The organism is Citrobacter sp. MGH103 (genome assembly GCF_001034475.2).
GTDB classification, from domain to species: domain Bacteria; phylum Pseudomonadota; class Gammaproteobacteria; order Enterobacterales; family Enterobacteriaceae; genus Citrobacter; species Citrobacter freundii.
On sequence record NZ_CP073043.1, the window covers coordinates 2,318,384 to 2,344,905 of the forward strand.

The window sequence follows — 26,522 nt, forward strand, 5'->3', positions numbered from 1 at the left end:
GTCCTTTTCCTTAATATGCGCGCAGCGTCTGAAAGACCGAAGCCAGAAGACGTGCATCTTTGATGCCCGGCTGTGACTCTACGCCAGAATTGAAATCGAGACCGGCACAGCCGGTTTTTGCCGCGTCAACGCAGTTATCTGCGCCAAGTCCGCCAGCCAGTAATACGTTATCCAGCGATTGTCCGCCTAAAAGTGACCAGTCGAAGCGTTGCCCGCTGCCGCCCTGACCGTTGTCGAATACGTATTTATCGACATGCTGATAATCCCGGGCTGGCAACTTATCGCTGACGCTGAGCGCCTTCCAGATTTGTACCTGTGCGGGTAGCGCATTGCGTAGCGCGTCTACGTAGGCCTGATCTTCGCTACCATGCAGTTGCACGGCCGTGAGTCCCAGAGCAGCCGCTGTTTCACGTACGTCGATAATTTCTGTGTTGCGAAACACCCCGACGTATTGCAGCGGCGCGCCGGTCATGACCTCTCGCGCTTGCTCAACGCTAACCGCGCGTGGCGATGTGGGTACAAAAATCAGTCCGCCATAAATCGCGCCGGATTTATACGCCGCGTTGGCATCCTGAGCCCGGGTTAAACCGCAGACTTTATTCTCGCCGAGCAGTACGCGACGCACGGCGGCGTGCAGATCATCATGCGACATCAGCGCGGAACCAATCAGAAAACCGTTGGCGAAGTGGCTGAGCTCGCGCACCTGACCATAGGTATTGATCCCGGACTCGCTGATGACGGTCACACCGTGGCCCAGTCGCGGCGCAAGCTGGCGGGTGCGATTCAAATCAATCGACAAGTCGCGTAAATCGCGGTTGTTGATACCAACGACTTTGGCGCCCAGCGCGATAGCACGCTCCAGCTCTTCTTCGTTGCTGACTTCGGTCAGTACGCCCATTTTCAGGCTGTGGGCGACGGCGGCGAGTTGACGATATTGTTCATCATCGAGGACCGACAGCATCAACAAACAGGCGTCCGCCTGGTAGAAACGCGCCAGGTAAATCTGGTAAGGATCGATAATAAAGTCCTTACACAGAACAGGTTGCGGCGCGATGCGGCTGACGATAGACAGGAAATCAAAACTGCCCTGGAAATATTTCTCATCGGTCAGTACGGAAATCGCGGAAGCATAATGTTTATATACGCCCGCAATCTGTGCCGGATCGAAGTCATCACGGATCACGCCTTTTGACGGAGATGCTTTTTTACATTCCAGAATAAAGGCGGTGCGCGCACCTTGCAGCGCATCGTAGAAATCACGAGAGCTGGGTTGAACATCATTTTGAAAGCTGCCCAGCGGTTGTTGCTGTTTGCGGGCTTCTACCCAAATCGCCTTGTCTGCGACAATTTTCGCTAAAACGGTTTGCATCATTTACCCTCTTGCTGCCAGTGCAGTGACACGGTCATAGGCCGCACCGCTGCGCAGTACATTAATCACGGTTTGCGCATTGGCTTTCAAATCTTCTTCACCGTGCAAGCGCATTAACATGGCGACATTCGCGGCAACAGCGGCTTCATGAGCGGCTTCACCTTTACCTTGTAACAAGCGACTAAGAATGTCACGGTTTTCTTCCGGCGTGCCGCCAGCCAGCTGTTCCTGGTGGTAAGGCGTCAGGCCAAAGTCTTCTGCCGTCAGTTGATAACTCTTGATTTCCCCATCGTGCAGCTCTGCCACAATGGTCGGTGCATGCAGCGAAACTTCGTCCATGCCACCACTGTGCACTACGGCTGCCCGCTGATATCCGAGCACGCGCAGCGTTTCGGCAATCGGCAGCACCAGCTCCGGGCTGTAAACGCCGATCAGCGCCAGCGGCGGATGTGCCGGGTTAATCAACGGGCCGAGCACGTTAAACAGCGTGCGGGTTTTCAACTGCTGGCGTACCGGCATGGCATGGCGAAAACCGGTGTGGTATTTCGGCGCAAACAGAAAGCACACGCCGAGATCGTCAAGCGCCTGACGTGATTTGTCGGCGTTCATATCCAGATTGATGCCAAATGCCGCTAACAGATCCGAAGAGCCTGACTTGCTGGAGACGCTGCGGTTGCCGTGTTTGGCAACTTTCAGTCCGCAAGCCGCTGCAACAAAGGCGCTCGCGGTAGAAATATTGATGCTGTTGCTGCCGTCGCCGCCGGTACCGACAATATCGGCAAACAGATAATCAGGACGCGGGAACGGAGCGGCGTTTTCCAGTAGCGCGGTTGCCGCACCGGCAATTTCATTCGGGTGTTCACCACGAATTTTCATGCTCACCAGCGCCGCAGCCAGTTGTTCCGGCTTCAGTTCACCGCGTACCACGGCAGAGAACAGCTGGTGGCTTTCCTGCTGGGACAGCGTTTGGGCCTGATACAGTTTCTCCAGAATTGGTTGCAACGTATTGGTTTGTTCAAGCTTCTGTTGCGCCCAGGCCAGCGTTTGTTCCAGCAAACGCGCGCCCTGGGTGGTCAGAATGGATTCCGGATGGAACTGGAAGCCGCAGACGCGATCGGTATCGTGACGCACCGCCATCACCATGCCGTTAAAGTGGGCGTTAATGGTTAATCCTGCCGGAACGTTGCTGCCAACCAGCGAATGATAGCGTGCCACCGGCAGCGGATTAGCCAGACCAGCAAACATTGCCTGACCGTCGTGTTCAATGCTGGACGCTTTGCCGTGCAGGATTTCTCCAGCCTGGCCCACATATCCACCATAGGCCTCAACAATGGCCTGATGTCCCAGACAAATGCCGATGATTGGCAGCTTGCCTCGCAGACGGGTTAACAGCTCCGGCATGCAACCTGCTTCGCTTGGCGCACCTGGGCCTGGAGAGAGCATCAGCACAGGATTTTTCATCGTTGCTAAGCGGTCAATCAACGTCTGGGCCGGAATATGGTTGCGGTAAATCACCACGTTGTGACCATTAGTACGCAGCTGATCCGCCAGGTTATAGGTAAAAGAGTCGATATTATCGAGCAGCAGAATGTCAGCCATTAGAAGGTCTCCTGTGCGTGGTGCGCGGTGGCGATAGCACGCAGAACCGCGCGCGCTTTATTACGGGTTTCATCGGCTTCAGACTGCGGTACAGAATCCAGAACAATTCCGGCACCGGCTTGTACGGTGGCAATACCGTCTTCCACGAGGGCGGAGCGAATGACAATACAAGTATCCAGATCGCCATGAGCCGTGAAGTAACCTACTGCGCCGCCGTAGCTACCACGGCGACGACCTTCTGCCTCGGCGATAAGCTGCATAGCGCGAACTTTTGGCGCTCCGCTTAACGTGCCCATATTCATACAGGCGCGGTAAGCGTGCAGCACATCCAGATCGCTACGCAGCTCGCCGACCACGCGCGAAACCAGGTGCATAACGAAGGAGTAACGATCGACTTTGGTGAGGTCAGCAACATAGCGGCTGCCAGGCGTACAGATGCGCGCCAGGTCGTTACGCGCAAGGTCAACCAGCATCAGGTGCTCAGAAAGCTCTTTATGGTCGGTACGCATTTCCAGCTCGATACGGCTGTCAAGGTCGCGGTCAAGCGAACCGTCCGCACGACGACCGCGCGGACGAGTGCCGGCAATCGGGTAGATCTCAATCTGGCGGCTGGTGGCATCGTATTTCAGCGAGCTTTCCGGGGAGGCGCCAAACAGCGTAAAATCGTTGTCCTGCATGAAAAACATGTATGGGCTGGGGTTACTTTTCTTCAGCACATAGTAGGCTGCCAGCGGTGACGGGCAGGGCAGCGAGAAACGGCGGGACGGAACCACCTGGAAAATTTCGCCCGCGCGAATCGCTTTTTGCATCCCACGCACCACGGCGCCAAACTCTTCATCGCTCTGATTGCATTCGCAGCGCATCTGCGGGACTTCAGTAACGGGCAGCGGCGGCGCAGGCTCGGTAAGCTGTTGGCTCAGCTGCGCCAGACGGGCGTTAAGACGCTGTTTCTCCGCATCATTGGGGGTAAAAACACTGGCCTGAATTCGGGTGCTTTTTTTCTGGTGGTCGATAACCATCAGCGTTTCTGCCAGATAGAAGCAGTAGTCAGGACAACGGTTGCCCGCTTCAAGCTGAGGTAAATCTTCAAAACCGGCAACCAGGTCGTAGGAAAACAGACCGCCGAAGAACATCGCTTCACGTTCTTGCACAGGAACATTCACCAGCCCCTGCAGTAAGCGAAAAGCATCAAATACGGAAAGAGAACATAAACGGGCGTCTTCATCCAACAGCGGGCTGACGGCAGGGAATCGCAGATGACGACCATTCGTCTGTTTTTCATTCTCAACGCCAGCGGGCAGGGCAGCATCCAGCAAGGGCAGCAGCGACGCGCCGTTTGTGGATAACGCCTGAATGGTGACAGTGTCACCAAGAGCGGTAATGCGCAATGCGCTGTCTACTAGCAGCAAGCTCTTCAGATCGTCTTTGCTGTCGATATCTGCAGATTCCAACAGCAGCGTTGCCGGACGTGCGCCACACACCTGATGAAACAGCGATGTCGGATTTTCACGGTAGGCGGCATCGCAGGCAAGCAGTTCGAGTATCGGTTTTTGTGTTTGCATCGTTATTCTCATTAATTTTGTTCAAAAAAAAGCCCGCTCATTAGGCGGGCCGGGTATCTGGTTGCAAATTGCAGACGTAAGACACTGCCCGAAATCAGGAAGTGCGCCACCAACCGTGCAGAAAAAATGTTGCTTTCATTTCAGATACCTTCTTCATGTGAACTTGCGTACTAGTTAACTGGTTCGGTGGGATAAAGTCAACACCTGATTTCAGTATATTTGCCGAAACCGCTATGATGGGCGTGTTACGACATTTATTGAAACGGGAGCCGCCTTGAGCGACACGAATTACGCAGTGATTTATGACCTGCATAGTCATACTACAGCCTCCGATGGGCGATTAACCCCAGAAGCCTTAGTACACCGTGCGGTAGAGATGCGAGTCGGTACACTGGCGATCACCGATCATGACACCACGGCGGGCATTGCGGCGGCAAGAGAAGAAATTTCACGTTCGGGATTAGCGTTAAATTTGATACCTGGTGTCGAGATATCAACTGTCTGGGAAAACCATGAGATCCATATAGTGGGTCTGAACATTGATATCGCCCATCCCATGATGTGCGATTTTCTGGCGCAACAAACGGAACGTCGTCAGCAGCGTGCGCGCCTGATTGCCGAACGACTCGACAAAGCGCATATCCCCGGCGCGTGGGAAGGGGCGTTGCGCCTGGCTGATGGCGGGGCGGTTACGCGGGGCCATTTTGCGCGTTTCCTGGTGGAATGTGGCAAAGCCACAACCATGGCGGATGTCTTTAAAAAATATCTTGCCCGTGGGAAAACCGGTTACGTTCCGCCACAGTGGTGTACAATAGAACAAGCTATTGATGTCATTCATCATTCTGGCGGTAAGGCTGTTCTGGCTCATCCTGGGCGGTACGATCTTAGCGCTAAGTGGCTGAAAAGACTGGTTGCACATTTTGCTGAACATCGCGGTGACGCGATGGAAGTAGCGCAGTGTCAGCAGTCTCCCAATGAACGCACCCATCTGGCGACGCTTGCGCGTCAGCATCAATTGTGGGCATCGCAAGGGTCTGATTTTCATCTACCCTGCCCATGGATTGAGTTGGGTCGTAAACTTTGGTTGCCCGCAGGCGTAGAAGGCGTCTGGCAACTTTGGGAGCAGCCCGAGATCACAGAGAGGAAAGTATGAGCCAGTTTTTTTATATTCATCCCGAAAACCCGCAGCAGCGCCTGATCAATCAGGCCGTTGAAATCGTGCGTAAAGGTGGGGTGATCGTCTATCCAACCGATTCCGGCTATGCGTTGGGCTGCAAAATTGAAGATAAAGGCGCAATGGAGCGCATTTGCCGCATCCGTCACCTGCCGGACGGGCACAACTTTACGCTGATGTGTCGTGACCTGTCTGAACTGTCGACCTATTCGTTTGTCGACAACGTGGCCTTCCGTTTAATTAAAAACAACACGCCGGGCAACTACACCTTCATCCTGAAGGGGACGAAAGAGGTTCCGCGCCGCTTGTTGCAAGAAAAACGTAAGACCATCGGCCTGCGTGTACCCTCAAACCCGATAGCACTGGCGCTGCTTGAAGCGCTGGGCGAGCCGATGCTCTCCACGTCACTGATGCTGCCGGGTAGCGAATTTACCGAGTCAGATCCGGAAGAAATTAAAGACCGCCTGGAGAAACAGGTGGATTTAATTATCCACGGCGGATATCTCGGCCAGCAGCCGACCACGGTCATTGATTTAACCGACGATTCTCCGGTGGTGTTGCGTGAAGGCGTCGGTGACGTTAAACCTTTCTTATAAGGGCGCGAACCGCTATACTACGCGGCCTTAAAATGGCGCTGATTGGCGCCGTTGATTCTCCTGTTCGACGCCTGTGAAGGCGCACAAGAAAAATATTAAATCATGCGTAATCAATGACTTAACGTATTTCGGTTAATGGCTGTTACCAGCTTGTGTGACAGCCATTAGACACATCTAGACTCTCATTATGTATGCACACTTTAACCCTGCCTTTTATTACTTATGCTTCACATAACTCTGTCAAGGTTACTACGTTTCGTATGTTTCCTTAAAGCTATTGGGGCTTATTGACTTCTATTGTCTAAAACCTGTTAGTTGCACATTTTCAGTGCACTGGATAATCTGAAATACAGTGCTTACACCGAATCTTAACTATCAGAGAGCAGAAGCAATGCAGATTACAGTTACATCACAGAATGTGGACACGCATAAGAAAAATATCCGGCGTGATGATCTCAAGGGGCTAACTTGCTTTATGCAAATGGCAAATAGTGTACGCGTTACTGCATCCCAAGATCATCAAGCCATAGTGCAGGGCGTCTTAGGGACGCCTGATAGCGACAACCATCATCAGTTATCATCCTATTGGGTCTGGAATGATGTGGACGCTGTAAAGCTGGTAGACGTGTTGTACGCAGTCGCTAACGCATAGAGCAGATAAATATGTGCCAGAGTTGGCTCTATTGCCAGCTCCAGCATATCCTCTCAAAGCCTTTAGCCACATCATAAGCAAATGAAGCTGGTTTCCTGTCATGTCTGGCAATACAAGGGAAATGTGATGAAAATATTAGCCCTACTTGTTTGTTTTATAAGTTCTTTGGCATTTGCCGATGTGACAGGAGATACTCAAAAAACGAAGATTGTTATCCCACCTGATTTCTTGAAACAGTTCTTCACCATAACCAGCGTGAAAATTTCAACACTAGATGGTTATGTCCCGATAGTGGAAACAGGAAATAAGGTCGTTAAACTTCCTGCGCAACGTATAGATTCTCTCAACTATACAGTGAGAGTTGATTCAACTGATGCAGGTTTTATCAATGATGTGGCTGGCAGTGACCACGGCATAAAAGGGATATTGGTTTGTAATAACCCTTCAATAAGATCACTGATTATGAGTAAAAATGCCGTTGTTTTAGTATCCGTTGAGAATAAAGAGGGGGAACCTATTTCTGTGACGCTATATGACAGCAAAAGTTGCAAGAAAAAATCGAAAGCTTAGGGGTACTGTTGGTTCTTGGTTCATCGAATGGATATGATGAATCCTAAATACATGCTCATTATAAGGATACTCAGCACAGCAATATGTGAACATCTACTCCATCGTGGCAAGACGGAGAGCTTTACGTTTTCTATTTCCTAATTGCTGAAGGCGGGCAGGGGAAAACTGAGAATGCTACAAGGCAGGTAGTCATCCACCCTAAGTTAATCGAATGGGGTTTCATGGAGTACGTTGATCGCCAGTGGAAAGAGCGGATATTCTCAGAAGTGGCAGGTACGAATATGACAAAGATCGGTAAAGTGTTTGCTGATCTGCGTGATCAGCTTGGTATCCCGTATTTGGATGATTATGGACAGCGACGGTTACTGCATTCGATCCGCCACAGCGTCTGTTCATCCGCAATGGGTGGTTGGATGACCAATATACTGCATCTGCAACAAACTGTAGGGCATGAAAAGAGTGGCGGGATAACTAAACGTTACCTGCATACGTTCCCGCTTTCCTCAGTTTTTTATGTGATTGACGGTATCAGTTGGGTGTAGTTTACAAAGAGATTAAGCTGACCGAAAGTCAGCTTTGTATCCCATTTGAAGTGCAAGATACTTCGATCTGCTTGCGAGGAATCAAATGCCAAGAGCTGACGATGCATGCATCCTGGGGGGTATATGCATTCAGCTACGTGATAGTCACATCTGCGCTTATTCACTTAATTAATCAAGGAAACTTTGCTGGCTGCCCCTGCGTTTCTGTGGAAAAATTGAACTTTGAACTTTCAAACAACAGAGGGATGCTTATGTCGGTTTTTCAGGACTGGCTGCTTAGGATAGCTGGTGACAATTACTTTCTCTATATCAAACGATTGTCTGCCAATGATACTGGCGCAACAGGTGGACATCAGGTAGGACTATATATTTCTTCCGACATCGCTGAAAAACTACTTCCGTCCATCAACAATACTCAAGAACTGAACCCGTCTGTTTTTCTAACCGCGCATGTTTCATCACATGAGTATCCGGACAGTGAAGCTCGGGCTATTTATTACAATAATCGTTTTTTTGGCGGGACCCGGAATGAGAGAAGAATCACTCGCTGGGGAAGAGGAAGCCCACTCCAGGATCCTGAAAATACAGGAGCCCTTACGCTTCTGGCGTTTAAGCAGGATGAACAAGGCGGTGATAGTTCAGAGGTGAACATATGGGTCTGCGTCAATCCTGATGAAGAGAATATTATTGAGTCCGTTATAGGGGAAGTCATCCCTGGAACGCTTATATTTGGGCCATCCGGTGAAATTCTGGGGGGATTGTCTCTACAACATGCCCCAGTGAATCATAAATACAATATTCCTGACGCTTGGAAGCAGCAGTTCCCATCAGGAAGTGAAATTATCCAGTATGCTGGCGGGCACTACGCAAAAAACTCCAATGACCCAGACGAACAGTTGATTGATCGACGCCGTATAGAGTACGACATTTTTCTGCTGGTAGAAGAGTTCCACGTACTGGACATCATTCGTAAGGGATTTGGCTCTGTCGATGAGTTTATTGCACTGGCTAATTCCGTCAGTAATCGCCGAAAATCAAGAGCTGGAAAGTCACTTGAGCTACATCTTGAACATCTTTTCGTTGAGCATGGTTTACGACACTTCGCTACGCAGGCAGTAACTGAGGGCAATAAAAAACCTGACTTTCTGTTCCCATCTGCTGAGGCTTACCACAATATCGGATATCCCGAAGAAAAACTCCGTATGTTAGCCGTTAAGACAACATGCAAAGACCGCTGGCGTCAGATATTAAACGAGGCGGATAAAATCAGGCAGATACACCTTTTCACTCTACAGGAGGGAGTTTCTCAGGCTCAGCATAGTGAAATGCGGGATGCAGGGGTAAAGCTGGTTGTACCATCATCACTACACAGGAAATATCCGGAAGCGGTGAGAGGTGAACTAATGACGTTGGGGGCTTTTATCGCTGAACTTACAGGCCTTTACGCAGAACTGCCATAAGAAGCTCCCGGCATGTGAAAGCCGGGAGTATCCTTTATGCTTTATCGGTTTTGGCAGAAACAGCCTTGAGAATGTAAGGCTCCAGTAGTCTGGCTACTGCTTCAAAGACAGGGACCACAACGGAGTTACCGAATTGACGGTATGACTGTGTGTCAGAAACCGGAATCCTGAAAGGCTTGCCGCCTGGCGTTTCAAAGCCCATGAGGCGTGCGCACTCGCGGGGAGTCAGTCTACGTGGGCGGCGAGCTTGGTTTTCAGCGTTAGAAAAATCGACTTCACCTGCTGCCATATCCCAGCCACGATCTATCAGAATCTCGGATCCATCTTTATGATAACGGGCAGAAAGTGTGCGGGCCACGCTTTCTTTATCTTCAGGGTTAACGAGACCAAAACCAAAACCGTTGCCCTTAGCTGCATGCTTTTTAGCATAGTTGTAAAGGTACTCCCAGAGTTTAGGCGTCAGGATATATTTACTATCAACCACTGGTTCCAGTAGCTCACCAAATGCTGGGCGTCGTTCGGGATAAAATCGACTGACATCGCGGAGGGTAAAGCCATTGTGAATATTCAGGTCGCGACGGAAACCCACCAGAACGATACGTTCACGATGCTGAGGAAGAAAACGCTTACCATCTATGACTTTAGGATCACTTTTCCCCATGTCATTTGCATCGGCAACTTCATAGCCCAACTCGTCAAGCGTTTCCATGATGACCTTAAAGGTTTTACCTTTGTCATGGCTCTTCAGGTTTTTGACGTTCTCAAGCACAAAAATGGCTGGTTTTTTTGCCCGGATAATACGCGCTACATCAAAGAAAAGTGTTCCTTGCGCCTCACACTCAAAACCATGTGCGCGACCCAACGAATTTTTCTTACTCACTCCCGCAAGGCTGAAGGGCTGGCAGGGGAAGCCAGCCAAAAGCACATCATGGTCTGGAACATTTTCGTCGATATAGGCATAAGCATCTGTCTCTGATACCTCAGGCTTGTCACTAAGGGTGACTTCTCGGATATCGAGATTAAATGTATGCGCTTGCTCGTCATTAAACCAGTTAGCTTTATAGGTGCGTACCGCTTGTTTGTTCCATTCGCTTGTAAAGACACACTGGCCCCCGATTGCTTCGAATCCCTTACGAATCCCGCCAATCCCGGCAAACAGATCAACGAAACGAAACGCGTACTCTGGATGATTTGCTGGTGGTTCTGGAAGCATTTTTCGAAGAAGTGCCTCCTCGGCTGAGATCAGTGACCTAGGGGAGCATTTATCATTGATCCAACGGTTAAGCGTTTCCCGGCTCCAATCATTTTTACCAACTTTTCTTAAGAGCTCTGCCACAAACTTCTGGTCATAGATCTCCAGTACCTGTTCAATAAGTTTTCTATCATTTTCCTGTCGCTGCTTTTCTTCTACTTCAACTTTTTCAAGCAGATCCTGCGCCAGTAATTCAAATTCTGACATAACGCCTCCAATGGGTCTTATGAGTGACACTCTATCACTCATTTAACCCAGATGGAAATTTTATTACTGGGTATTTAAACAGTGTTTAATGTGATTTCTGTCAATACTTGAAAGCTGTCTCCAATGATACTGCACGCAAGACTAAGAAATCCTTTTCAGATCAGATTGATACTAACGAAAACTGATGTTAGTAAGGTGGTTTATAGCGCCGATGCTTAAAGAGTTAAGCACCGTTCAAAAGAGCCCCGCCTTACACACTGGTATCTTCGCCGAATATCAGCAGGCAATTAATCATGATCTTCCAATGGTTATGGGATTTAGTTAGTAATATCAAGTCATTAGGTAATGACTAAATCTTATAGGCTTGTATAATCAACCGCTAAATCATCCTATATATTGGTGTGTAGAAAAAATACTGACTGACTTTGCCCCTCTTGAAAGAGCAACTGACCTGCCCCCACGATTAGATACAACACTCAGTTAGTAACGTCGGAATCTTCATTCTCAGAATGACCCTTTCTCCAGCCCGCTGCAAATTCAGACGGTGTCTGATAATTCAGCGTGGAGTGCGGGCGGCATTCGTTATAATCCTGCCGCCAGTCATTAATAATTTTCCTGGCATGAACGATATCGCTGAACCAGTGCTCATTCAAACATTCATCGCGAAATCGTCCGTTAAAGCTCTCAATAAATCCGTTCTGCGTTGGCTTGCCCGGCTGGATTAAGCGCAACTCAACACCATGCTCAAAGGCCCATTGATCCAGAGCACGGCAAGTGAACTCCGGCCCCTGGTCAGTTCTTATCGTCGCCGGATAGCCTCGAAACAGTGCAATGCTGTCCAGAATACGCGTGACCTGAACGCCTGAAATCCCAAAGGCAACAGTGACCGTCAGGCATTCCTTTGTGAAATCATCGACGCAGGTAAGACACTTGATCCTGCGACCGGTGGAAAGTGCGTCCATGACGAAATCCATCGACCAGGTCAGATTGGGCGCCGCCGGACGGAGCAGCGGCAGACGTTCTGTTGCCAGCCCTTTACGACGTCTTCTGCGTTTTACGCCCAGGCCACTGAGGTGATAAAGCCGGTACACGCGCTTATGATTAACATGAAGCCCTTCACGGCGCAGCAACTGCCAAATACGACGGTAGCCAAAACGCCTGCGCTCCAGTGCCAGCTCAGTGATGCGCCCTGATAAATGCGCATCAGCAGCCGGACGGTGAGCCTCATAGCGGCAGGTCGACAGGGATAAACCTGTAAGCCTGCAGGCACGACGTTGCGACAGACCGGTCGCATCACACATCAACATCACGGCTTCCCGCTTCTGGTCTGTCGTCAGTACTTTCGCCCAAGAGCCACCTGAAGCGCCTCTTTATCCAGCATGGCTTCGGCAAGCAGCTTCTTGAGTCTGGCGTTCTCTTCCTCAAGCGACTTCAGGCGCTTAACTTCAGGCACCTCCATACCGCCATACTTCTTACGCCAGATGTAAAACGTGGCATCGGAAATGGCATGCTTGCGGCAGAGTTCACGGGCGGGTACCCCAGCTTCGGCTTCGCGGAGAATACTGATGATCTGTTCGTCGGAAAAACGCTTCTTCATGGGGATGTCCTCATGTGGCTTATGAAGACATTACTAACATCGGGGTGTACTAATCAACGGGGAGCAGGTCACAGTACATCAAAGAAACGCTGGTTCTCGTTAGCAATGTTTGCACGCCATTTTTGACCTTTTTCTTCAACATACCGAGTCCATGCTTCGGATAGTTTGATTTCCTGGCTTGCAGTGTCTTTGAATTCCGTTGATAAAGACTGGTTTGCTTGAACAATACTTTGCGGTGAGGATTTCAGTTTCTGCTCTTCTAACTGAGCTTGCAGTGTGGCAATAAGTTGGCGATATCGCAGCAGATCATTCGAAAAGAATGCTTCATAGGCTTGCGCGACGGTCGCGCGGCTCATATCAAGAGCAGCGCCCACTTGATTAGCAAGGGGCAAATCATCCTTGGAAAGTTCAAGTTTCTCCATGTGAAGACTTGCAAGCACTTCGTTTGCCATTTGATTGCTACCATTCATCATGCGCTGGAAGTGTGCTTCTGAGTAACCTTGAGCTGCCTCAATCGTATCAGAAGCTGTTAAAGGATGGTCAGGATTCATGTTTCTGTGCCATTGTCCTAACTCAGGCAGACGCTTCACTTCGTCAACATCCCTTTCGAGTGCATGAAGAAGATAGTTGTCAAAGTCCTGCTTAGTGGCGGCTCGGTAGCCCTGCATTTTGCGTTTGAACTCATCGAGGTTCATCGTTCCATTCTGCACAAGGGGAATGAAAGGGCGGATCTGATTCATGATCACTTCTGCTTGCTTTAGGCTATCAGTACCGAGACTTAAGCGCACAAAAGTTGTTGAATCATTTAGTCTAAAGTTAGTGTAATATGTGCGCCCACGAATCATTGTGTGTGACAGCTTGTGTGACACGTTGTTTGCCATGCTGTGTACCATGAAAGAGTTATAGATCAGTGAGTTAAGTTGAATCTTTTGCTAACTCGTTGTTTTAAAAAGTATATCAGACGCCTGTGAAGGCGACACCTAAAGGAAGCTCTATGAGCGAAAAGTTACAAAAAGTGCTGGCGCGTGCTGGCCACGGTTCTCGCCGTGAAATCGAATCTATTATTGCCGCGGGTCGCGTGAGCGTTGATGGCAAAATTGCCACGCTCGGCGATCGCGTTGAAGTCACTCCGGGTCTGAAAATCCGTATCGACGGTCATCTGATTTCGGTTAAAGAGTCTGCGGAGCAAATCTGCCGTGTTCTGGCCTATTACAAGCCAGAAGGCGAACTGTGTACCCGAAACGACCCAGAAGGTCGTCCGACCGTGTTTGATCGTTTACCAAAACTGCGTGATGCGCGCTGGATTGCCGTAGGGCGTCTGGACGTGAATACCTGCGGTTTACTGCTGTTTACCACCGATGGTGAACTGGCTAACCGTCTGATGCACCCAAGCCGCGAAGTTGAGCGTGAATATGCGGTACGTGTGTTTGGTCAGGTTGATGATGCAAAACTGCGCGATCTGAGTCGTGGCGTGCAGCTGGAAGATGGTCCGGCGGCATTTAAAACGATCAAGTTCAGCGGTGGTGAAGGGATCAACCAGTGGTATAACGTCACGCTGACCGAAGGGCGTAACCGTGAAGTCCGCCGCCTGTGGGAAGCTGTAGGTGTACAGGTAAGCCGTCTGATTCGTGTCCGTTACGGTGATATCCCGCTGCCGAAAGGCCTGCCGCGTGGTGGCTGGACAGAGCTTGATCTTGCTCAGACCAACTATCTGCGTGAACTGGTGGAGCTGAAGCCGGAAACGACCTCTAAAGTGGCCGTCGAGAAAGATCGTCGTCGCATGAAGGCGAATCAGATCCGTCGCGCGGTGAAGCGCCACTCTCAGGTTGGCAGCAGCCGTCGTCCGGGTGGTCGCAGCAACAACGGTTAATCATAACCAGGCCTGATAAGCAAAGCGCCATCAGGCGTTAGCGTGGAGCCGGATACAGCGCAAACGCCTTATCCGGCCTACACTCAATAATCGATCCCTGGTTGGGCTTTCACGCCCGCTTCAAACGCATGCTTGACCGGGCGCAGCTCGCTGACCGTGTCAGCCAACTCCAGAATATCGCGATGACATCCACGGCCGGTGATAATGACCGTTTGATGGGCTGGGCGCGCGTTCAGGGCATTGATGACCTCTTCAAGCGGCAGATAGTCGTATGCCACCATGTAGGTCAGCTCATCCAGTATCACCATATCCAGTTCATCGTCGGCCAGCATCCGCTTGCCGTGTTCCCACACGGCCATACAGGCTGCGGTGTCAGACTCGCGGTTCTGCGTTTCCCAGGTAAATCCTGTCGCCATAACCTGAAACTCTACGCCGTGGGGTTCAAGTAAGTTACGTTCTCCGTTTGGCCACGTACCTTTAATAAATTGTACGACGCCGACTTTTTTACCATGGCCCACCGCGCGCGTGGCGGTACCGAATGCGGCGGTGGTTTTACCCTTACCATTTCCGGTGAACACGATGATAATTCCGCGCTCATCTTTCGCTGCGGCAACGCGTGCGTCAACCCGATCTTTTACGCGCTGTTGACGTTGCTGATAGCGTTCTTCACTCATTGGGCAATTCCTGGTTTACGGCCCGGCTGGGCATCAAAAGTCATACCGGTTTTACGGCGGCTGTCATCGCCCATCAGCCACAGGTAGAGCGGCATAATATCGGCGGGAGTTTTCAATTTTTGCGGATCTTCCGTTGGGAATGCGCTGGCTCGCATGCCAGTTCGCGTCCCTCCAGGATTGATACAGTTTACGCGCAGATGACGGTTTTGATACTCATCAGCCAGAACCTGCATCATCCCTTCGGTCGCAAATTTTGAGGTGGCATATGCTCCCCAATTGGCGCGTCCCTGGCGACCGACACTGGAAGAGGTAAAGACCAGCGATCCGGCATCGGATTTGAGTAACAACGGCAGCAATGCCTGAGTCAGCATAAAAGTGGCATTTACATTTACCTGCATCACATCCTGCCAGACCTGCGGGTTTTGTTCACTCATTGGACAAATATCGCCGAGTAATCCGGCGTTATGCAGTACGCCATCCAGACGCGGGAAATGTGCAGCAATGCGCTGCGCAAGCTGGTGACATTCTTCAGAGGTACAGGTCAGTAGATCCAGTGTAAACCACTGTGGTTGTGTTCCGTTTTCATCGGCGATAGTGCGGGCAACCTGACGCAGTTTTTCTTCGTTACGCCCATGCAGGATAACGGTCGCGCCATAGCGTGCATAGGTCTGCGCGGCCTCGCGTCCGATACCATCGCTGGCACCGGTGATAAGAATAATGCGGCCCTGTAGAAGGTCTTGTTTAGGTTGGTAATGCACGGCAACTCCTCGGCGACGTCCTGGATATCTCGTTCGCGATAACTTTTGGGCTTTATGCCTTAAACCCTGTACTTTTTCAATCAGCCAAAGGCAATAACACCGCAAAATGAACGCTTTGTCATGCTTTTTACTGATTCAGCACTAGATGTATGAAGCAAGACGAGGTGACACGCCTGTTGTACACTGAGCGGAAGTCGCGTTGTTTAACCAAGGTGGGTCTCGTGGAATTGTTGTCTGAATATGGGTTGTTTTTGGCAAAAATTGTCACTGTCGTGGTGGCTATTGCAGTGGTGGTGATGCTGATCGTAAACGCGACACAACGCAAACGTCAGCGTGGGGAATTGCGGGTTATTAACCTCAGCGATCAATATAAAGAGATGAAGGAAGACCTGTCGCTAGCCTTATTGGATGGGCATCAGCAAAAATTCTGGCATAAGGCGCAGAAAAAGAAACAAAAGCTGGAGGCGAAAGCGGCTAAGGCAAAAGCGAAACTGGGTGACAGTACGTCATCAGATAAACCTCGTGTATGGGTGCTTGATTTTAAAGGCAGTATGGATGCCCATGAAGTCAGCGCATTACGCGAAGAGGTGACGGCTGTGCTGGCGGTTGTTAAACCTCAGGATCAAGTGGTGGTTCGTCTGGAAAGTCCGGGTGGTGTGGTACATGGTTATGGCCTGGCTGCGTCCCAGTTACAACGTCTGCGCGATAAGCAGATCCCGCTGACCGTTACGGTAGATAAAGTCGCTGCGAGCGGCGGATATATGATGGCCTGCGTGGCGGATAAAATTGTCTCGGCACCGTTTGCTATCGTCGGCTCAATTGGCGTGGTGGCGCAGATCCCGAACTTTAACCGCTTCCTGAAAGGGAAAGATATTGATATCGAACTGCACACTGCCGGACAGTATAAGCGTACGTTGACCTTACTCGGTGAAAACACGGAAGAAGGGCGGCAGAAATTCCGCGAAGATCTGAACGAAACGCATCATCTGTTTAAAGATTTTGTGCAGCGCATGCGTCCGACTCTGGACATTGAGCAGGTTGCCACCGGTGAACACTGGTTTGGTCAACAGGCGCTGGCAAATGGGCTGGTGGATGAGATCAATACCAGCGATGAGGTGATCCTCGGGCTGATGGAAGGTCGTGAAGTGTTGAACGTTCGCTATCTGCAGCGTAAAAAGCTGATGGATCGTTTTACCGGTAGTGCGGCGGAGAGCGCCGATCGTTTGCTGATGCGCTGGTGGCAGCGGGGGCAGAAGCCACTGATGTAAAATTGTCATTGCCGGATAGCGATGCTCACATATCTCCTATCCGGCCTACAAATATGCATCAATATAGGCTGGACAAGGCGATGCCGCCATCCGGCAAATTATTACTCGTGTTAATCGATCAAGTGATACTTTTCGGAAAGTACGTGCGCCAGGTGTTTAAACATATTAAACACCGCCGTACTTTTGGGCGTTGGTAGCCCTTGCTCGTCTAAAAAGTAATCTCCGCTGAAAACCAGCACGCCGTTTCGCTGCGTAACGCCGGTGGCGACAATCCCCGCCAGCGTGTCCTCATGCTCACGAATGATTTTGTTGGCTTCAATCAGCAGTGTTTCGCGATCGATGGGTTGAGTGTCTTTATGCATGATTTACTCCTTAAACAAGGACATTAGTCTACGCTGAGCCCGCCTTATGGGCAAATATTCCCTGACATAAATGAAGGTTTTACGACAGTGTTACAACTGGCGAGATTTGTTTTTGCATGCTAATAAAGTTGCGTAACGCATTTTATCAGGTACAGTGTGACGCTTTCGTCAATCTGGCAACAGATTTGCTTGACATTCGACCAATACTTCGTCGTGCTAGAGCGTTTGTGAGAAAAAAAGCCTGTTAACTCAGTTACATGAGAGTTACATTACAAGCGCGAATCAGTTTAAAGGGTTGATATCCGCCGACGCAGAGACCATATCGATGTCTCGTCGCCAGTGGAAGGTGAATCAACGTGCGACGCATTCTGGAAGAATCAAATTAGGTAAAGGTGAATATGGGTAAAGCTCTTGTCATCGTTGAGTCCCCGGCAAAAGCCAAAACGATCAACAAGTATCTGGGTAATGACTACGTGGTGAAATCCAGCGTCGGTCATATCCGTGATTTGCCGACCAGTGGCTCAGCAACTAAAAAGAGCGCCGACTCAACCTCCACCAAAACGGCTAAAAAGCCCAAAAAGGATGAACGTGGCGCTCTCGTCAACCGTATGGGTGTTGACCCGTGGCACAACTGGGATGCGCGCTATGAAGTGCTGCCTGGTAAAGAGAAAGTTGTTTCTGAACTGAAGCAACTGGCTGAAAAAGCCGACCACATCTATCTCGCAACTGACCTTGACCGCGAAGGGGAAGCCATTGCATGGCACCTGCGGGAAGTCATCGGTGGCGACGACACCCGCTACAGCCGCGTGGTGTTTAATGAAATTACCAAAAATGCTATTCGCCAGGCGTTTGAAAAACCGGGCGAGTTGAACATCGATCGTGTTAATGCGCAACAGGCGCGCCGCTTTATGGACCGTGTTGTGGGCTATATGGTGTCGCCACTGCTGTGGAAAAAAATTGCACGCGGTCTGTCAGCTGGTCGTGTACAGTCTGTGGCTGTGCGCCTGGTGGTTGAGCGTGAACGCGAAATCAAAGCATTTGTTCCAGAAGAGTTCTGGGAAATTGATGCTAATACGACCACGCCGGGCGGCGACGCGTTGCCGCTTGAGGTGACGCATCAAAATGATAAGCCGTTCCGTCCCGTAAATCGGGAACAAACGCTTGCCGCTGTTAGCCTGTTGGAAAAAGCGCGCTATAGCGTATTGGAACGTGAAGATAAACCGACCAGCAGCAAGCCGGGCGCACCGTTCATTACCTCCACGCTACAGCAGGCTGCGAGCACGCGTCTCGGCTTCGGTGTGAAGAAAACCATGATGATGGCGCAGCGCTTGTATGAAGCGGGTTACATCACTTACATGCGTACTGACTCAACCAACCTGAGCCAGGATGCAGTGACCATGGTTCGCGATTACATCAGCGATAATTTTGGTAAAAAATATCTGCCGGAAAACGCGAACCAGTACGCCAGCAAAGAGAACTCGCAGGAAGCGCACGAAGCTATCCGTCCTTCCGATGTCGCCGTACAGGCGGAATCGCTGAAAGATATGGAAGCTGATGCGCAAAAACTGTATCAGCTGATCTGGCGCCAGTTTGTTGCCTGTCAGATGACCCCAGCTAAATATGATTCCACCACGCTCACCGTGGGTGCGGGTGATTTCCGCCTGAAGGCGCGCGGTCGTATTCTGCGCTTCGATGGCTGGACGAAAGTGATGCCAGCGTTGCGTAAAGGCGATGAAGATCGCATCTTACCGGCGGTGGACAAAGGCGATACGCTGACGCTTATCGAACTGACGCCAGCACAGCACTTTACTAAACCGCCTGCGCGCTTCAGTGAAGCTTCGCTGGTTAAAGAGCTTGAAAAGCGTGGCATTGGTCGTCCATCTACCTATGCGTCGATCATTTCTACGATTCAGGATCGTGGTTATGTTCGCGTAGAGAACCGTCGCTTCTACGCTGAAAAAATGGGTGAAATCGTCACCGATCGTCTGGAAGAAAACTTCCGCGAACTGATGAACTACGATTTTACTGCGCAGATGGAAGATAGCCTCGACCAGGTGGCGAATAAAGAAGCCGAATGGAAGGGCGTACTCGACAACTTCTTCACTGATTTTACTCAGCAACTGGATAAAGCCGAGAAAGATCCTGAAGAAGGCGGTATGCGTCCGAACCAGATGGTGCTGACCAGCATTGATTGCCCGACCTGCGGACGCAAAATGGGTATTCGTACCGCCAGTACCGGCGTTTTCCTTGGTTGCTCCGGCTACGCACTTTCCCCGAAAGAGCGTTGCAAAACCACCATTAACCTGGTGCCGGAAAACGAAGTATTGAACGTGCTGGAAGGCGACGACGCGGAAACGAACGCATTGCGCGCCAAACGCCGCTGCCAGAAGTGCGGTACGGCAATGGACAGTTATCTTATCGATCCTAAGCGTAAATTGCATGTGTGTGGTAATAACCCAACCTGCGACGGCTACGAGATCGAAGAGGGCGAGTTCCGTATCAAGGGTTATGACGGTCCTATCGTCGAGTGCGAAAAATGTGGTTCTGAAATGCACCTGAAAATGGGACGTTTCGGCAAGTACATGGCGTGTACTAACGACGAGTGCAAAAACACCCGTAAGATCCTGCGTAACGGTGAAGTCGCTCCGCCGAAAGAAGACCCGGTTCCGTTGCCGGAACTGCCGTGTGAAAAATCTGACGCGTATTTCGTGTTACGTGATGGTGCTGCAGGTATCTTCCTGGCGGCCAATACGTTCCCGAAATCACGTGAGACTCGTGCGCCGTTGGTGGAAGAGTTGTACCGCTTCCGCGATCGCCTGCCGGAAAAACTGCGTTATCTGGCAGATGCGCCGCAAACTGATCCGGATGGTAACAAGTCCATGGTTCGTTTCAGCCGTAAAACCAAGCAGCAATACGTTGCCGCTGAGAAAGACGGTAAGGCGACTGGCTGGTCCGCGTTCTTCGTTGACGGCAAATGGGTAGAAGGGAAGAAATAACAGCGTTTCGGCTGAATTTCTCCTCAAAGGGTCGCGTAAGCGGCCCTTTTTGTTTCTCGCATATTATTTTTTGTCATACCTATACAGCGTACATATAAATGATATAGTGGTTATAGTTAACAGACTTTTTATTATTAAATCGTATTAGCAGCGCCCGCGAGCCTGCACTGAAACGATGATTTGATGGCGCGAATCGGGATGGCATAACATGAAATTACAGCAGCTTCGCTACATTGTTGAGGTGGTGAACCACAACCTTAATGTCTCCTCAACAGCGGAAGGGCTTTATACCTCGCAGCCTGGTATCAGTAAGCAAGTTCGTATGCTGGAAGATGAACTTGGCATCCAGATTTTCGCCCGTAGCGGTAAGCACCTGACGCAGGTTACGCCAGCAGGGCAGGAAGTTATTCGTATTGCGCGAGAAGTTCTGTCGAAGGTGGATGCCATTAAGTCCGTTGCTGGCGAACATACCTGGCCGGACAAAGGCTCGTTATATATCGCCACTACGCATACTCAGGCGCGTTACGCTTTACCGAACGTGATTAAAGGTTTTATTGAGCGCTATCCTCGCGTCTCATTGCATATGCACCAGGGATCGCCGACGCAAATCGCCGAAGCCGTTTCGAAAGGAAATGCAGATTTTGCTATCGCGACGGAAGCTTTGCACCTGTATGACGACCTGGTGATGTTACCTTGCTACCACTGGAACCGCTCAATCGTCGTCACGCCGGATCATCCGTTGGCGGGAAAATCTTCGGTTTCTATTGAGGAACTGGCACAGTATCCGCTGGTGACCTACACGTTTGGTTTTACCGGACGCTCGGAGCTGGACACCGCGTTCAACCGCGCGGGTCTGGAGCCACGTATTGTCTTTACCGCGACCGATGCTGATGTCATTAAAACCTATGTTCGTCTGGGCCTTGGCGTGGGTGTAATTGCCAGTATGGCGGTTGATCCTGTTTCCGATCCTGACCTGGTACGCGTGGATGCTCACGATATCTTCAGCCATAGCACCACCAAAATTGGTTTTCGTCGCAGCACCTTCTTACGCAGTTACATGTATGATTTCATTCAACGTTTCGCGCCGCATTTGACGCGTGATGTGGTGGACACGGCGGTGGCGCTGCGTTCCAACGATGATATTGAAGCCATGTTTAAAGATATTAAATTGCCTGAGAAATAATAACGGCTGTAACCTCGTCGGTATCCATAAGCATAAAGCGATACCGACGGGAAACACTGAATTAATTGATAATTTACCGTGAATAAATTAACCATATATAGTTTATGGAAAAAGTTCTCTAAAGTAGTTTCAAATTAGTCAGCTTGCCAAAAATTCCTTTCAAATATTTATAACCGATCAAACAATCGATTTATTTATCAGGACGAGTCTGAAAATTAACTGGCTTTTTTTCGCCTTTTTTATTAGGATTCCTCCTATCTGATGATTAATTGTACCGATTGTTTGGTGCCTAAATGATAAGTGATTTCGATAGTATGAGGTTAGCGATGCCTTCAGGAAACCAGCCAGCACGCAGGGATCCGGTGATGAAACGTAAAGCTTGGTTCGCCGTATTTCTTGGTTCTGCGATATTCTGGATTATTGTCGCACTCGTGGCCTGGAATGTGTGGGGGTAAGTATGTCCGCACCAGAGCAGCACTCTACCGAAACGCTATCGCCTCATGACCATGAACAAGAGAGCAAAACCGTCGCAGAGAAGGGGCAGAAGGTACCCGAATCCTGGAACCTTTCTCCTGAGCAACGGGCGTTTATTGATCTGTTAACTGATGATGATGAACAGAAACAATAATTCGTACGTATTTTATAATAACGATTACCTTGTGGCCTTGAATATCGAATCATTTATCCATGTAATCGTCATCAACAACCTAATCAACGTATTATCCATTGCTCTATTGTCTGCTGAATATTCATCCTATTAATCTACACGGCTAGGGAAGGTGCGAATAAGCAGGTCATTTCTTCCCAAGCTGACTCGCTGATTAAAATTTCGCGGATCTGGGCCGATTTTTTTCCCGCAAACACATCGAATCAGCCTATTTAGGCTATTTTTTCCACCATTTCTGGCGTTATTTCCGGTTTTTACTGAGATCTCTCCCACTGACGTATCATTTGGTCCACCCGAAACAGGTTGGCCAGGGTGAATAACATCGCCAGTTGGTTATCGTTTTTCAGCAGCCCCTTGTATCTGGCTTTCACGAAGCCGAACTGCCGCTTGATGATGCGAAACGGGTGCTCCACCCTGGCACGGATGCTGGCTTTCATGTATTCGATGTTGATGGCCGTTTTGTTCTTGCGCGGATGCTGCTTCAAGGTTTTTACCTTGCCGGGACGCTCGGCGATCAGCCAGTCCACATCCACCTCGGCCAGCTCCTCGCGCTGTGGCGCTCCTTGGTAGCCGGCATCGGCTGAGACAAATTGCTCCTCTCCATGAAGCAGATTACCCAGCTGATTGAGGTCATGCTCGTTGGCCGCGGTGGTGACCAGGCTGTGGGTCAGGCCACTCTTGGCATCGACACCAATGTGGGCCTTCATGCCAAAGTGCCACTGATTGCCTTTCTTGGTCTGATGCATCTCCGGATCGCGTTGCTGCTCTTTGTTCTTGGTAGAGCTGGGTGCCTCAATGATGGTGGCATCCACCAAAGTGCCTTGGGTCATCATGACGCCTGCTTCGGCCAGCCAGCGATTGATGGTCTTGAACAATTGACGGGCCAGTTGATGCTGCTCGAGCAGGTGGCGGAAATTCATGATGGTGGTGCGATCCGGCAGGGCGCTATCCAGGGATAATCGGGCAAACAGGCGCATGGAGGCGATTTCGTACAGGGCATCTTCCATGGCACCGTCGCTCAGGTTGTACCAATGCTGCATGCAGTGAATACGCAGCATGGTCTCCAGCGGATAGGGCCGTCGGCCATTGCCCGCCTTGGGATAAAACGGCTCGATGACAGCGGTCATATTCTGCCATGGCAGAATCTGCTCCATGCGGGAGAGGAAAATCTCTTTTCGGGTCTGACGGCGCTTAGTGCTGAATTCACTATCGGCGAAGGTGAGTTGATGGCTCATGATGTCCCTCTGGGATGCGCTCCGGATGAATATGATGATCTCATATCAGGAACTTGTTCGCACCTTCCCTAGACCTTCCTCCTCACCATCGACCTCAGTTCGCGCTTTTATATCGCCCGCTACTTTTATCATTTTGAGTTGTTATCAAAGCGTTACATTTTGTTTGTGTTATCTTTAATACTAACCCTGAGGAAAATCAGGGGATCCAACCCTGTCATTTAAGGAGGAGCTATGTCGTCGACCCTACGAGAAGCCAGTATGGACACATTGCAGGTTAAAGATAAAACCTACCGCTACTACAGTTTACCTCTGGCCGCTAAATCACTGGGTGATATCACCCGACTACCCAAATCGCTAAAAGTGTTGCTGGAAAACCTGCTTCGTTGGCAGGATGGTAATTCCGTTACCGAAGATGATATTCATGCTCTCGCACATTGGCTGAAGACCGCCCACGCCGATCGTGAAATTGCCTATCGACCCGCTCGTGTTCTGATGCAGGATTTTACCGGCGTTCCGGCGGTGGTCGATCTTGCCGCCATGCGCGAAGCTGTGAAACGTCTGGGGGGAGATACGGCAAAAGTGAATCCGCTTTCGCCAGTGGACCTTGTCATTGACCACTCGGTAACGGTGGACCGTTTTGGTGATGATGATGCTTTCGAAGAAAACGTTCGCCTGGAAATGGAACGTAACCATGAACGTTATGTGTTCCTGAAATGGGGACAGCAGGCATTTAGTCGCTTCAGCGTTGTACCGCCGGGAACGGGGATTTGCCACCAGGTAAACCTTGAATATCTTGGCAAAGCCGTCTGGAGCGAGTTACAGGACGGTGAGTGGGTGGCTTATCCCGATACGCTGGTCGGTACCGATTCCCATACGACAATGATTAATGGTCTCGGTGTGCTGGGATGGGGCGTTGGAGGCATTGAGGCTGAAGCAGCAATGCTGGGTCAACCGGTCTCTATGCTTATCCCGGATGTCGTAGGCTTTAAACTAGTGGGCAAACTGCGGGAAGGTATCACCGCTACCGACCTGGTTTTAACCGTTACCCAGATGCTGCGTAAGCACGGCGTGGTCGGTAAATTTGTTGAATTCTATGGTGATGGCCTCGACACCTTACCGCTGGCCGATCGGGCAACCATTGCGAACATGTCACCGGAATACGGCGCAACCTGCGGTTTCTTCCCGATCGATGGCATCACTCTTGAATATATGCGTCTGAGTGGACGCAGTGAGGAGCAGGTTGAGTTGGTCAGCGCCTATGCCAAAGCGCAGGGAATGTGGCGTAATCCAGGGGATGAACCCGTATTTACCAGTTCACTGGAGCTGGATATGGGCAGTGTGGAAGCTAGCCTTGCCGGACCGAAGCGCCCGCAGGATCGGGTGGCACTGGCTGATGTTCCGAAAGCGTTTTCGGCGAGCAATGAACTCGAAGTAAATAGCTCGCTGAAAGACCGTCAGCCCGTGGACTACACCATGAGCGGCCAGCAGTATAAGCTGCCGGACGGTGCGGTGGTGATAGCAGCTATCACTTCCTGTACCAACACCTCCAACCCAAGCGTATTAATGGCGGCGGGACTGCTGGCGAAAAAAGCAGTGACACTTGGTCTGAAACGTCAGCCTTGGGTGAAAGCCTCGCTGGCGCCAGGTTCGAAGGTGGTGTCTGATTATCTGGCGCAGGCTGGGTTCACGCCGTACCTTGATGAGCTGGGATTTAACCTTGTAGGTTATGGCTGTACCACCTGTATTGGTAACTCGGGTCCGTTACCCGATCCTATCGAGACAGCCATCAAAAAAGGCGATCTCACCGTTGGCGCCGTACTTTCCGGCAACCGAAACTTTGAGGGGCGTATCCATCCGCTCGTGAAGACCAACTGGTTGGCGTCTCCGCCGCTGGTGGTGGCATATGCGCTAGCAGGGAATATGAATATCAATCTGACGAAAGATCCGTTAGGCCATGACAGAAAGGGCGATCCCGTTTATCTGAAAGATATCTGGCCGACGGCTCAGGAAATTGCCCGTGCCGTGGAGCAGGTTTCTACCGCCATGTTCCATAAAGAGTACGCTGAAGTCTTTGAAGGCACGCCAGAATGGAAAGCTATCCAGGTTGATCGGGCTGATACCTATGGTTGGCAGTCTGACTCAACTTATATCCGCTTGTCGCCGTTCTTCGATGGTATGCAGGCTACGCCGGATCCGGTCCAGGACATTCATGGTGCGCGTATCCTCGCAATGCTTGGGGATTCCGTCACCACCGACCATATTTCTCCTGCCGGCAGTATTAAGCCGGATAGCCCGGCAGGTCGTTATCTGCAAAGCCACGGCGTTGAGCGTAAAGATTTTAACTCCTATGGTTCACGCCGCGGGAATCATGAAGTGATGATGCGCGGTACCTTTGCCAATATTCGTATTCGTAATGAGATGGTACCCGGCGTGGAAGGTGGGATGACGCGTCATTTGCCGGGAACCGAGGTAGTGGCTATCTATGATGCGGCTATGCAATATCAACAGGAGAATATCCCCCTGGCGGTTATTGCCGGGAAAGAGTATGGCTCTGGCTCCAGTCGCGACTGGGCGGCAAAAGGCCCGCGCTTGCTGGGGATTCGCGTAGTTATCGCTGAGTCCTTTGAGCGAATTCACCGTTCTAACCTGATTGGTATGGGGATTTTGCCGCTGGAATTTCCGCAGGGCGTCACGCGCAAAACGCTGGGGCTAACAGGTGAGGAAGCGATCGATATTACGGACCTGCAAAACATCAAGCCGGGCGCAACAGTACCGGTGAATATGGTTCGCTCAGATGGACGTAAAGAGGTAATTTTATGCCGCTGCCGTATCGATACCGCGACGGAGCTAACTTACTACCAAAACGATGGTATTCTGCACTACGTGATTCGTAATATGTTGAATTAAAATGCATAAAGCCTGCGAGAGC

Annotated in this window: 23 protein-coding genes, 1 pseudogene and 1 other annotated feature; of the genes and pseudogenes, 12 read left to right on the plus strand and 12 right to left on the minus strand. The window is 50.5% G+C overall.

The genetic code is table 11. The features are described 5' to 3' along the window. Positions 1-10: 10 nt before the first annotated feature. The 4 genes from trpCF to trpL all read right to left on the minus strand — a co-directional run bounded on the left by trpCF (position 11) and on the right by trpL (position 4,669). Positions 11-1,369 (minus strand): bifunctional indole-3-glycerol-phosphate synthase TrpC/phosphoribosylanthranilate isomerase TrpF, encoded by a 1,359-nt coding sequence (gene trpCF / locus SK33_RS11240; protein WP_048218886.1) that lies wholly within the window; start codon positions 1,367-1,369, stop codon positions 11-13. 3 nt (positions 1,370-1,372) lie between these two features. Further along, complete coding sequence (gene trpD, locus SK33_RS11245) at positions 1,373-2,968, minus strand: bifunctional anthranilate synthase glutamate amidotransferase component TrpG/anthranilate phosphoribosyltransferase TrpD (protein ID WP_003020639.1); 1,596 nt, start codon at positions 2,966-2,968, stop codon at positions 1,373-1,375. Continuing rightward, positions 2,968-4,530 carry an anthranilate synthase component 1 gene (locus SK33_RS11250; protein WP_003020636.1) on the minus strand — a complete coding sequence of 521 codons (1,563 nt, stop codon included), beginning with the start codon at positions 4,528-4,530 and terminating at the stop codon, positions 2,968-2,970. The genes trpD and SK33_RS11250 overlap by 1 nt, the downstream gene beginning before the upstream one ends. Positions 4,531-4,553: 23 nt before the next feature. Then, positions 4,554-4,648, minus strand: a sequence feature (Trp leader region). Beyond that, positions 4,625-4,669, minus strand: coding sequence for a trp operon leader peptide (gene trpL, locus SK33_RS11255; protein ID WP_191229385.1), 45 nt, complete (start codon positions 4,667-4,669; stop codon positions 4,625-4,627). It overlaps the preceding feature by 24 nt. 135 nt (positions 4,670-4,804) lie before the next feature. Between trpL and rnm the strand changes: the two genes are divergently transcribed. From rnm to SK33_RS11280, 5 genes and pseudogenes are all read left to right on the plus strand, one after another. Beyond that, the gene (gene rnm, locus SK33_RS11260; RefSeq protein WP_032949412.1) at positions 4,805-5,683 is read left to right on the plus strand and encodes an RNase RNM; all 879 of its coding nucleotides are present in this window, start codon (positions 4,805-4,807) and stop codon (positions 5,681-5,683) included. After that, complete coding sequence (locus tag SK33_RS11265) at positions 5,680-6,300, plus strand: L-threonylcarbamoyladenylate synthase (RefSeq protein WP_003020628.1); 621 nt, start codon at positions 5,680-5,682, stop codon at positions 6,298-6,300. Before rnm ends, SK33_RS11265 begins: the two co-directional genes overlap by 4 nt. Before the next feature lie 778 nt (positions 6,301-7,078). Then, positions 7,079-7,522 (plus strand): hypothetical protein, encoded by a 444-nt coding sequence (locus SK33_RS11270; protein WP_048217850.1) that lies wholly within the window; start codon positions 7,079-7,081, stop codon positions 7,520-7,522. A gap of 128 nt (positions 7,523-7,650) precedes the next feature. Further along, a pseudogene (locus SK33_RS11275) lies at positions 7,651-8,064 on the plus strand (integrase); the annotation flags it as partial. A 251-nt stretch (positions 8,065-8,315) separates the two neighbouring features. Then, a complete protein-coding gene (locus SK33_RS11280) occupies positions 8,316-9,524 on the plus strand; it encodes a type II restriction endonuclease (protein WP_046275915.1) in 1,209 nt (402 codons plus the stop codon). A 34-nt stretch (positions 9,525-9,558) separates the two neighbouring features. On the opposite strand, the gene SK33_RS11285 is transcribed toward SK33_RS11280, so the two are convergent. From SK33_RS11285 to SK33_RS11295, 3 genes are all read right to left on the minus strand, one after another. Beyond that, positions 9,559-10,983 (minus strand): DNA cytosine methyltransferase, encoded by a 1,425-nt coding sequence (locus tag SK33_RS11285; protein ID WP_046275913.1) that lies wholly within the window; start codon positions 10,981-10,983, stop codon positions 9,559-9,561. A 476-nt stretch (positions 10,984-11,459) separates the two neighbouring features. Continuing rightward, positions 11,460-12,580 (minus strand): IS3-like element ISSen4 family transposase gene (locus SK33_RS11290; protein WP_096147877.1). Its coding sequence is split into 2 segments (ribosomal slippage): positions 11,460-12,322 and positions 12,322-12,580, totalling 1,122 coding nucleotides; the frame shifts between segments, so codons are not numbered across the junction. A gap of 68 nt (positions 12,581-12,648) precedes the next feature. After that, positions 12,649-13,320, minus strand: coding sequence for a hypothetical protein (locus tag SK33_RS11295; RefSeq protein ID WP_178317587.1), 672 nt, complete (start codon positions 13,318-13,320; stop codon positions 12,649-12,651). A 254-nt stretch (positions 13,321-13,574) separates the two neighbouring features. Here SK33_RS11295 and rluB point away from each other — a divergent pair, with 254 nt between their 5' ends. Continuing rightward, on the plus strand, positions 13,575-14,450 hold the full coding sequence (gene rluB / locus SK33_RS11300) for a 23S rRNA pseudouridine(2605) synthase RluB (RefSeq protein WP_003020625.1): 876 nt from the start codon (positions 13,575-13,577) through the stop codon (positions 14,448-14,450). A gap of 83 nt (positions 14,451-14,533) precedes the next feature. Here the strand turns inward: rluB and cobO are convergent, their stop codons facing one another. Together cobO and SK33_RS11310 are read right to left on the minus strand one after the other, a co-directional pair. Next, positions 14,534-15,124, minus strand: coding sequence for a cob(I)yrinic acid a,c-diamide adenosyltransferase (cobO, locus tag SK33_RS11305; protein WP_003840707.1), 591 nt, complete (start codon positions 15,122-15,124; stop codon positions 14,534-14,536). Next, entirely contained in the window at positions 15,121-15,882 is a 762-nt protein-coding gene (locus SK33_RS11310; RefSeq protein ID WP_048217845.1) for a YciK family oxidoreductase, read from the minus strand. Before SK33_RS11310 ends, cobO begins: the two co-directional genes overlap by 4 nt. A 221-nt stretch (positions 15,883-16,103) precedes the next feature. On the opposite strand from SK33_RS11310, the gene sohB reads away from it, so the two are divergent. Continuing rightward, positions 16,104-17,150 (plus strand): protease SohB, encoded by a 1,047-nt coding sequence (sohB, locus tag SK33_RS11315; RefSeq protein WP_003843986.1) that lies wholly within the window; start codon positions 16,104-16,106, stop codon positions 17,148-17,150. 110 nt (positions 17,151-17,260) lie between these two features. Here the strand turns inward: sohB and SK33_RS11320 are convergent, their stop codons facing one another. Continuing rightward, the gene (locus tag SK33_RS11320) at positions 17,261-17,512 is read right to left on the minus strand and encodes a YciN family protein (protein ID WP_003020616.1); all 252 of its coding nucleotides are present in this window, start codon (positions 17,510-17,512) and stop codon (positions 17,261-17,263) included. A 398-nt stretch (positions 17,513-17,910) separates the two neighbouring features. Here SK33_RS11320 and topA point away from each other — a divergent pair, with 398 nt between their 5' ends. From topA to SK33_RS11340, 4 genes are all read left to right on the plus strand, one after another. Continuing rightward, positions 17,911-20,508, plus strand: coding sequence for a type I DNA topoisomerase (topA, locus tag SK33_RS11325; RefSeq protein WP_003840713.1), 2,598 nt, complete (start codon positions 17,911-17,913; stop codon positions 20,506-20,508). A 208-nt stretch (positions 20,509-20,716) separates the two neighbouring features. Continuing rightward, entirely contained in the window at positions 20,717-21,691 is a 975-nt protein-coding gene (gene cysB / locus SK33_RS11330; protein ID WP_003020610.1) for an HTH-type transcriptional regulator CysB, read from the plus strand. 314 nt (positions 21,692-22,005) lie between these two features. Continuing rightward, positions 22,006-22,146, plus strand: coding sequence for a YmiA family putative membrane protein (locus SK33_RS11335; RefSeq protein ID WP_213083937.1), 141 nt, complete (start codon positions 22,006-22,008; stop codon positions 22,144-22,146). A gap of 2 nt (positions 22,147-22,148) precedes the next feature. Next, on the plus strand, positions 22,149-22,319 hold the full coding sequence (locus SK33_RS11340) for a hypothetical protein (RefSeq protein ID WP_008322403.1): 171 nt from the start codon (positions 22,149-22,151) through the stop codon (positions 22,317-22,319). Between the two features lie 129 nt (positions 22,320-22,448). On the opposite strand, the gene SK33_RS26650 is transcribed toward SK33_RS11340, so the two are convergent. Then, the gene (locus tag SK33_RS26650) at positions 22,449-22,631 is read right to left on the minus strand and encodes a hypothetical protein (RefSeq protein ID WP_326928978.1); all 183 of its coding nucleotides are present in this window, start codon (positions 22,629-22,631) and stop codon (positions 22,449-22,451) included. Beyond that, on the minus strand, positions 22,613-23,593 hold the full coding sequence (locus SK33_RS11345; RefSeq protein WP_000019445.1) for an IS5-like element ISKpn26 family transposase: 981 nt from the start codon (positions 23,591-23,593) through the stop codon (positions 22,613-22,615). The genes SK33_RS26650 and SK33_RS11345 overlap by 19 nt, the downstream gene beginning before the upstream one ends. Positions 23,594-23,824: 231 nt before the next feature. On the opposite strand from SK33_RS11345, the gene acnA reads away from it, so the two are divergent. Beyond that, positions 23,825-26,500 (plus strand): aconitate hydratase AcnA, encoded by a 2,676-nt coding sequence (acnA, locus tag SK33_RS11350; protein WP_048217842.1) that lies wholly within the window; start codon positions 23,825-23,827, stop codon positions 26,498-26,500. Positions 26,501-26,522 lie beyond the last annotated feature (22 nt).

What these genes read in the sequence shown, in the direction of transcription:
- trpCF (WP_048218886.1), bottom strand. Translation starts at nt 1,369, where the DNA reads ATGCAAACCGTTTTAGCGAAAATTGTCGCAGACAAGGCGATTTGGGTA.
- trpD (WP_003020639.1), bottom strand. Translation starts at nt 2,968, where the DNA reads ATGGCTGACATTCTGCTGCTCGATAATATCGACTCTTTTACCTATAAC.
- SK33_RS11250 (WP_003020636.1), bottom strand. Translation starts at nt 4,530, where the DNA reads ATGCAAACACAAAAACCGATACTCGAACTGCTTGCCTGCGATGCCGCC.
- SK33_RS11265 (WP_003020628.1), top strand. Translation starts at nt 5,680, where the DNA reads ATGAGCCAGTTTTTTTATATTCATCCCGAAAACCCGCAGCAGCGCCTG.
- SK33_RS11270 (WP_048217850.1), top strand. Translation starts at nt 7,079, where the DNA reads ATGAAAATATTAGCCCTACTTGTTTGTTTTATAAGTTCTTTGGCATTT.
- SK33_RS11280 (WP_046275915.1), top strand. Translation starts at nt 8,316, where the DNA reads ATGTCGGTTTTTCAGGACTGGCTGCTTAGGATAGCTGGTGACAATTAC.
- SK33_RS11285 (WP_046275913.1), bottom strand. Translation starts at nt 10,983, where the DNA reads ATGTCAGAATTTGAATTACTGGCGCAGGATCTGCTTGAAAAAGTTGAA.
- SK33_RS11295 (WP_178317587.1), bottom strand. Translation starts at nt 13,320, where the DNA reads ATGAATCAGATCCGCCCTTTCATTCCCCTTGTGCAGAATGGAACGATG.
- rluB (WP_003020625.1), top strand. Translation starts at nt 13,575, where the DNA reads ATGAGCGAAAAGTTACAAAAAGTGCTGGCGCGTGCTGGCCACGGTTCT.
- cobO (WP_003840707.1), bottom strand. Translation starts at nt 15,124, where the DNA reads ATGAGTGAAGAACGCTATCAGCAACGTCAACAGCGCGTAAAAGATCGG.
- SK33_RS11320 (WP_003020616.1), bottom strand. Translation starts at nt 17,512, where the DNA reads ATGCATAAAGACACTCAACCCATCGATCGCGAAACACTGCTGATTGAA.
- topA (WP_003840713.1), top strand. Translation starts at nt 17,911, where the DNA reads ATGGGTAAAGCTCTTGTCATCGTTGAGTCCCCGGCAAAAGCCAAAACG.
- cysB (WP_003020610.1), top strand. Translation starts at nt 20,717, where the DNA reads ATGAAATTACAGCAGCTTCGCTACATTGTTGAGGTGGTGAACCACAAC.
- SK33_RS11335 (WP_213083937.1), top strand. Translation starts at nt 22,006, where the DNA reads ATGAGGTTAGCGATGCCTTCAGGAAACCAGCCAGCACGCAGGGATCCG.
- SK33_RS11340 (WP_008322403.1), top strand. Translation starts at nt 22,149, where the DNA reads ATGTCCGCACCAGAGCAGCACTCTACCGAAACGCTATCGCCTCATGAC.
- SK33_RS11345 (WP_000019445.1), bottom strand. Translation starts at nt 23,593, where the DNA reads ATGAGCCATCAACTCACCTTCGCCGATAGTGAATTCAGCACTAAGCGC.
- acnA (WP_048217842.1), top strand. Translation starts at nt 23,825, where the DNA reads ATGTCGTCGACCCTACGAGAAGCCAGTATGGACACATTGCAGGTTAAA.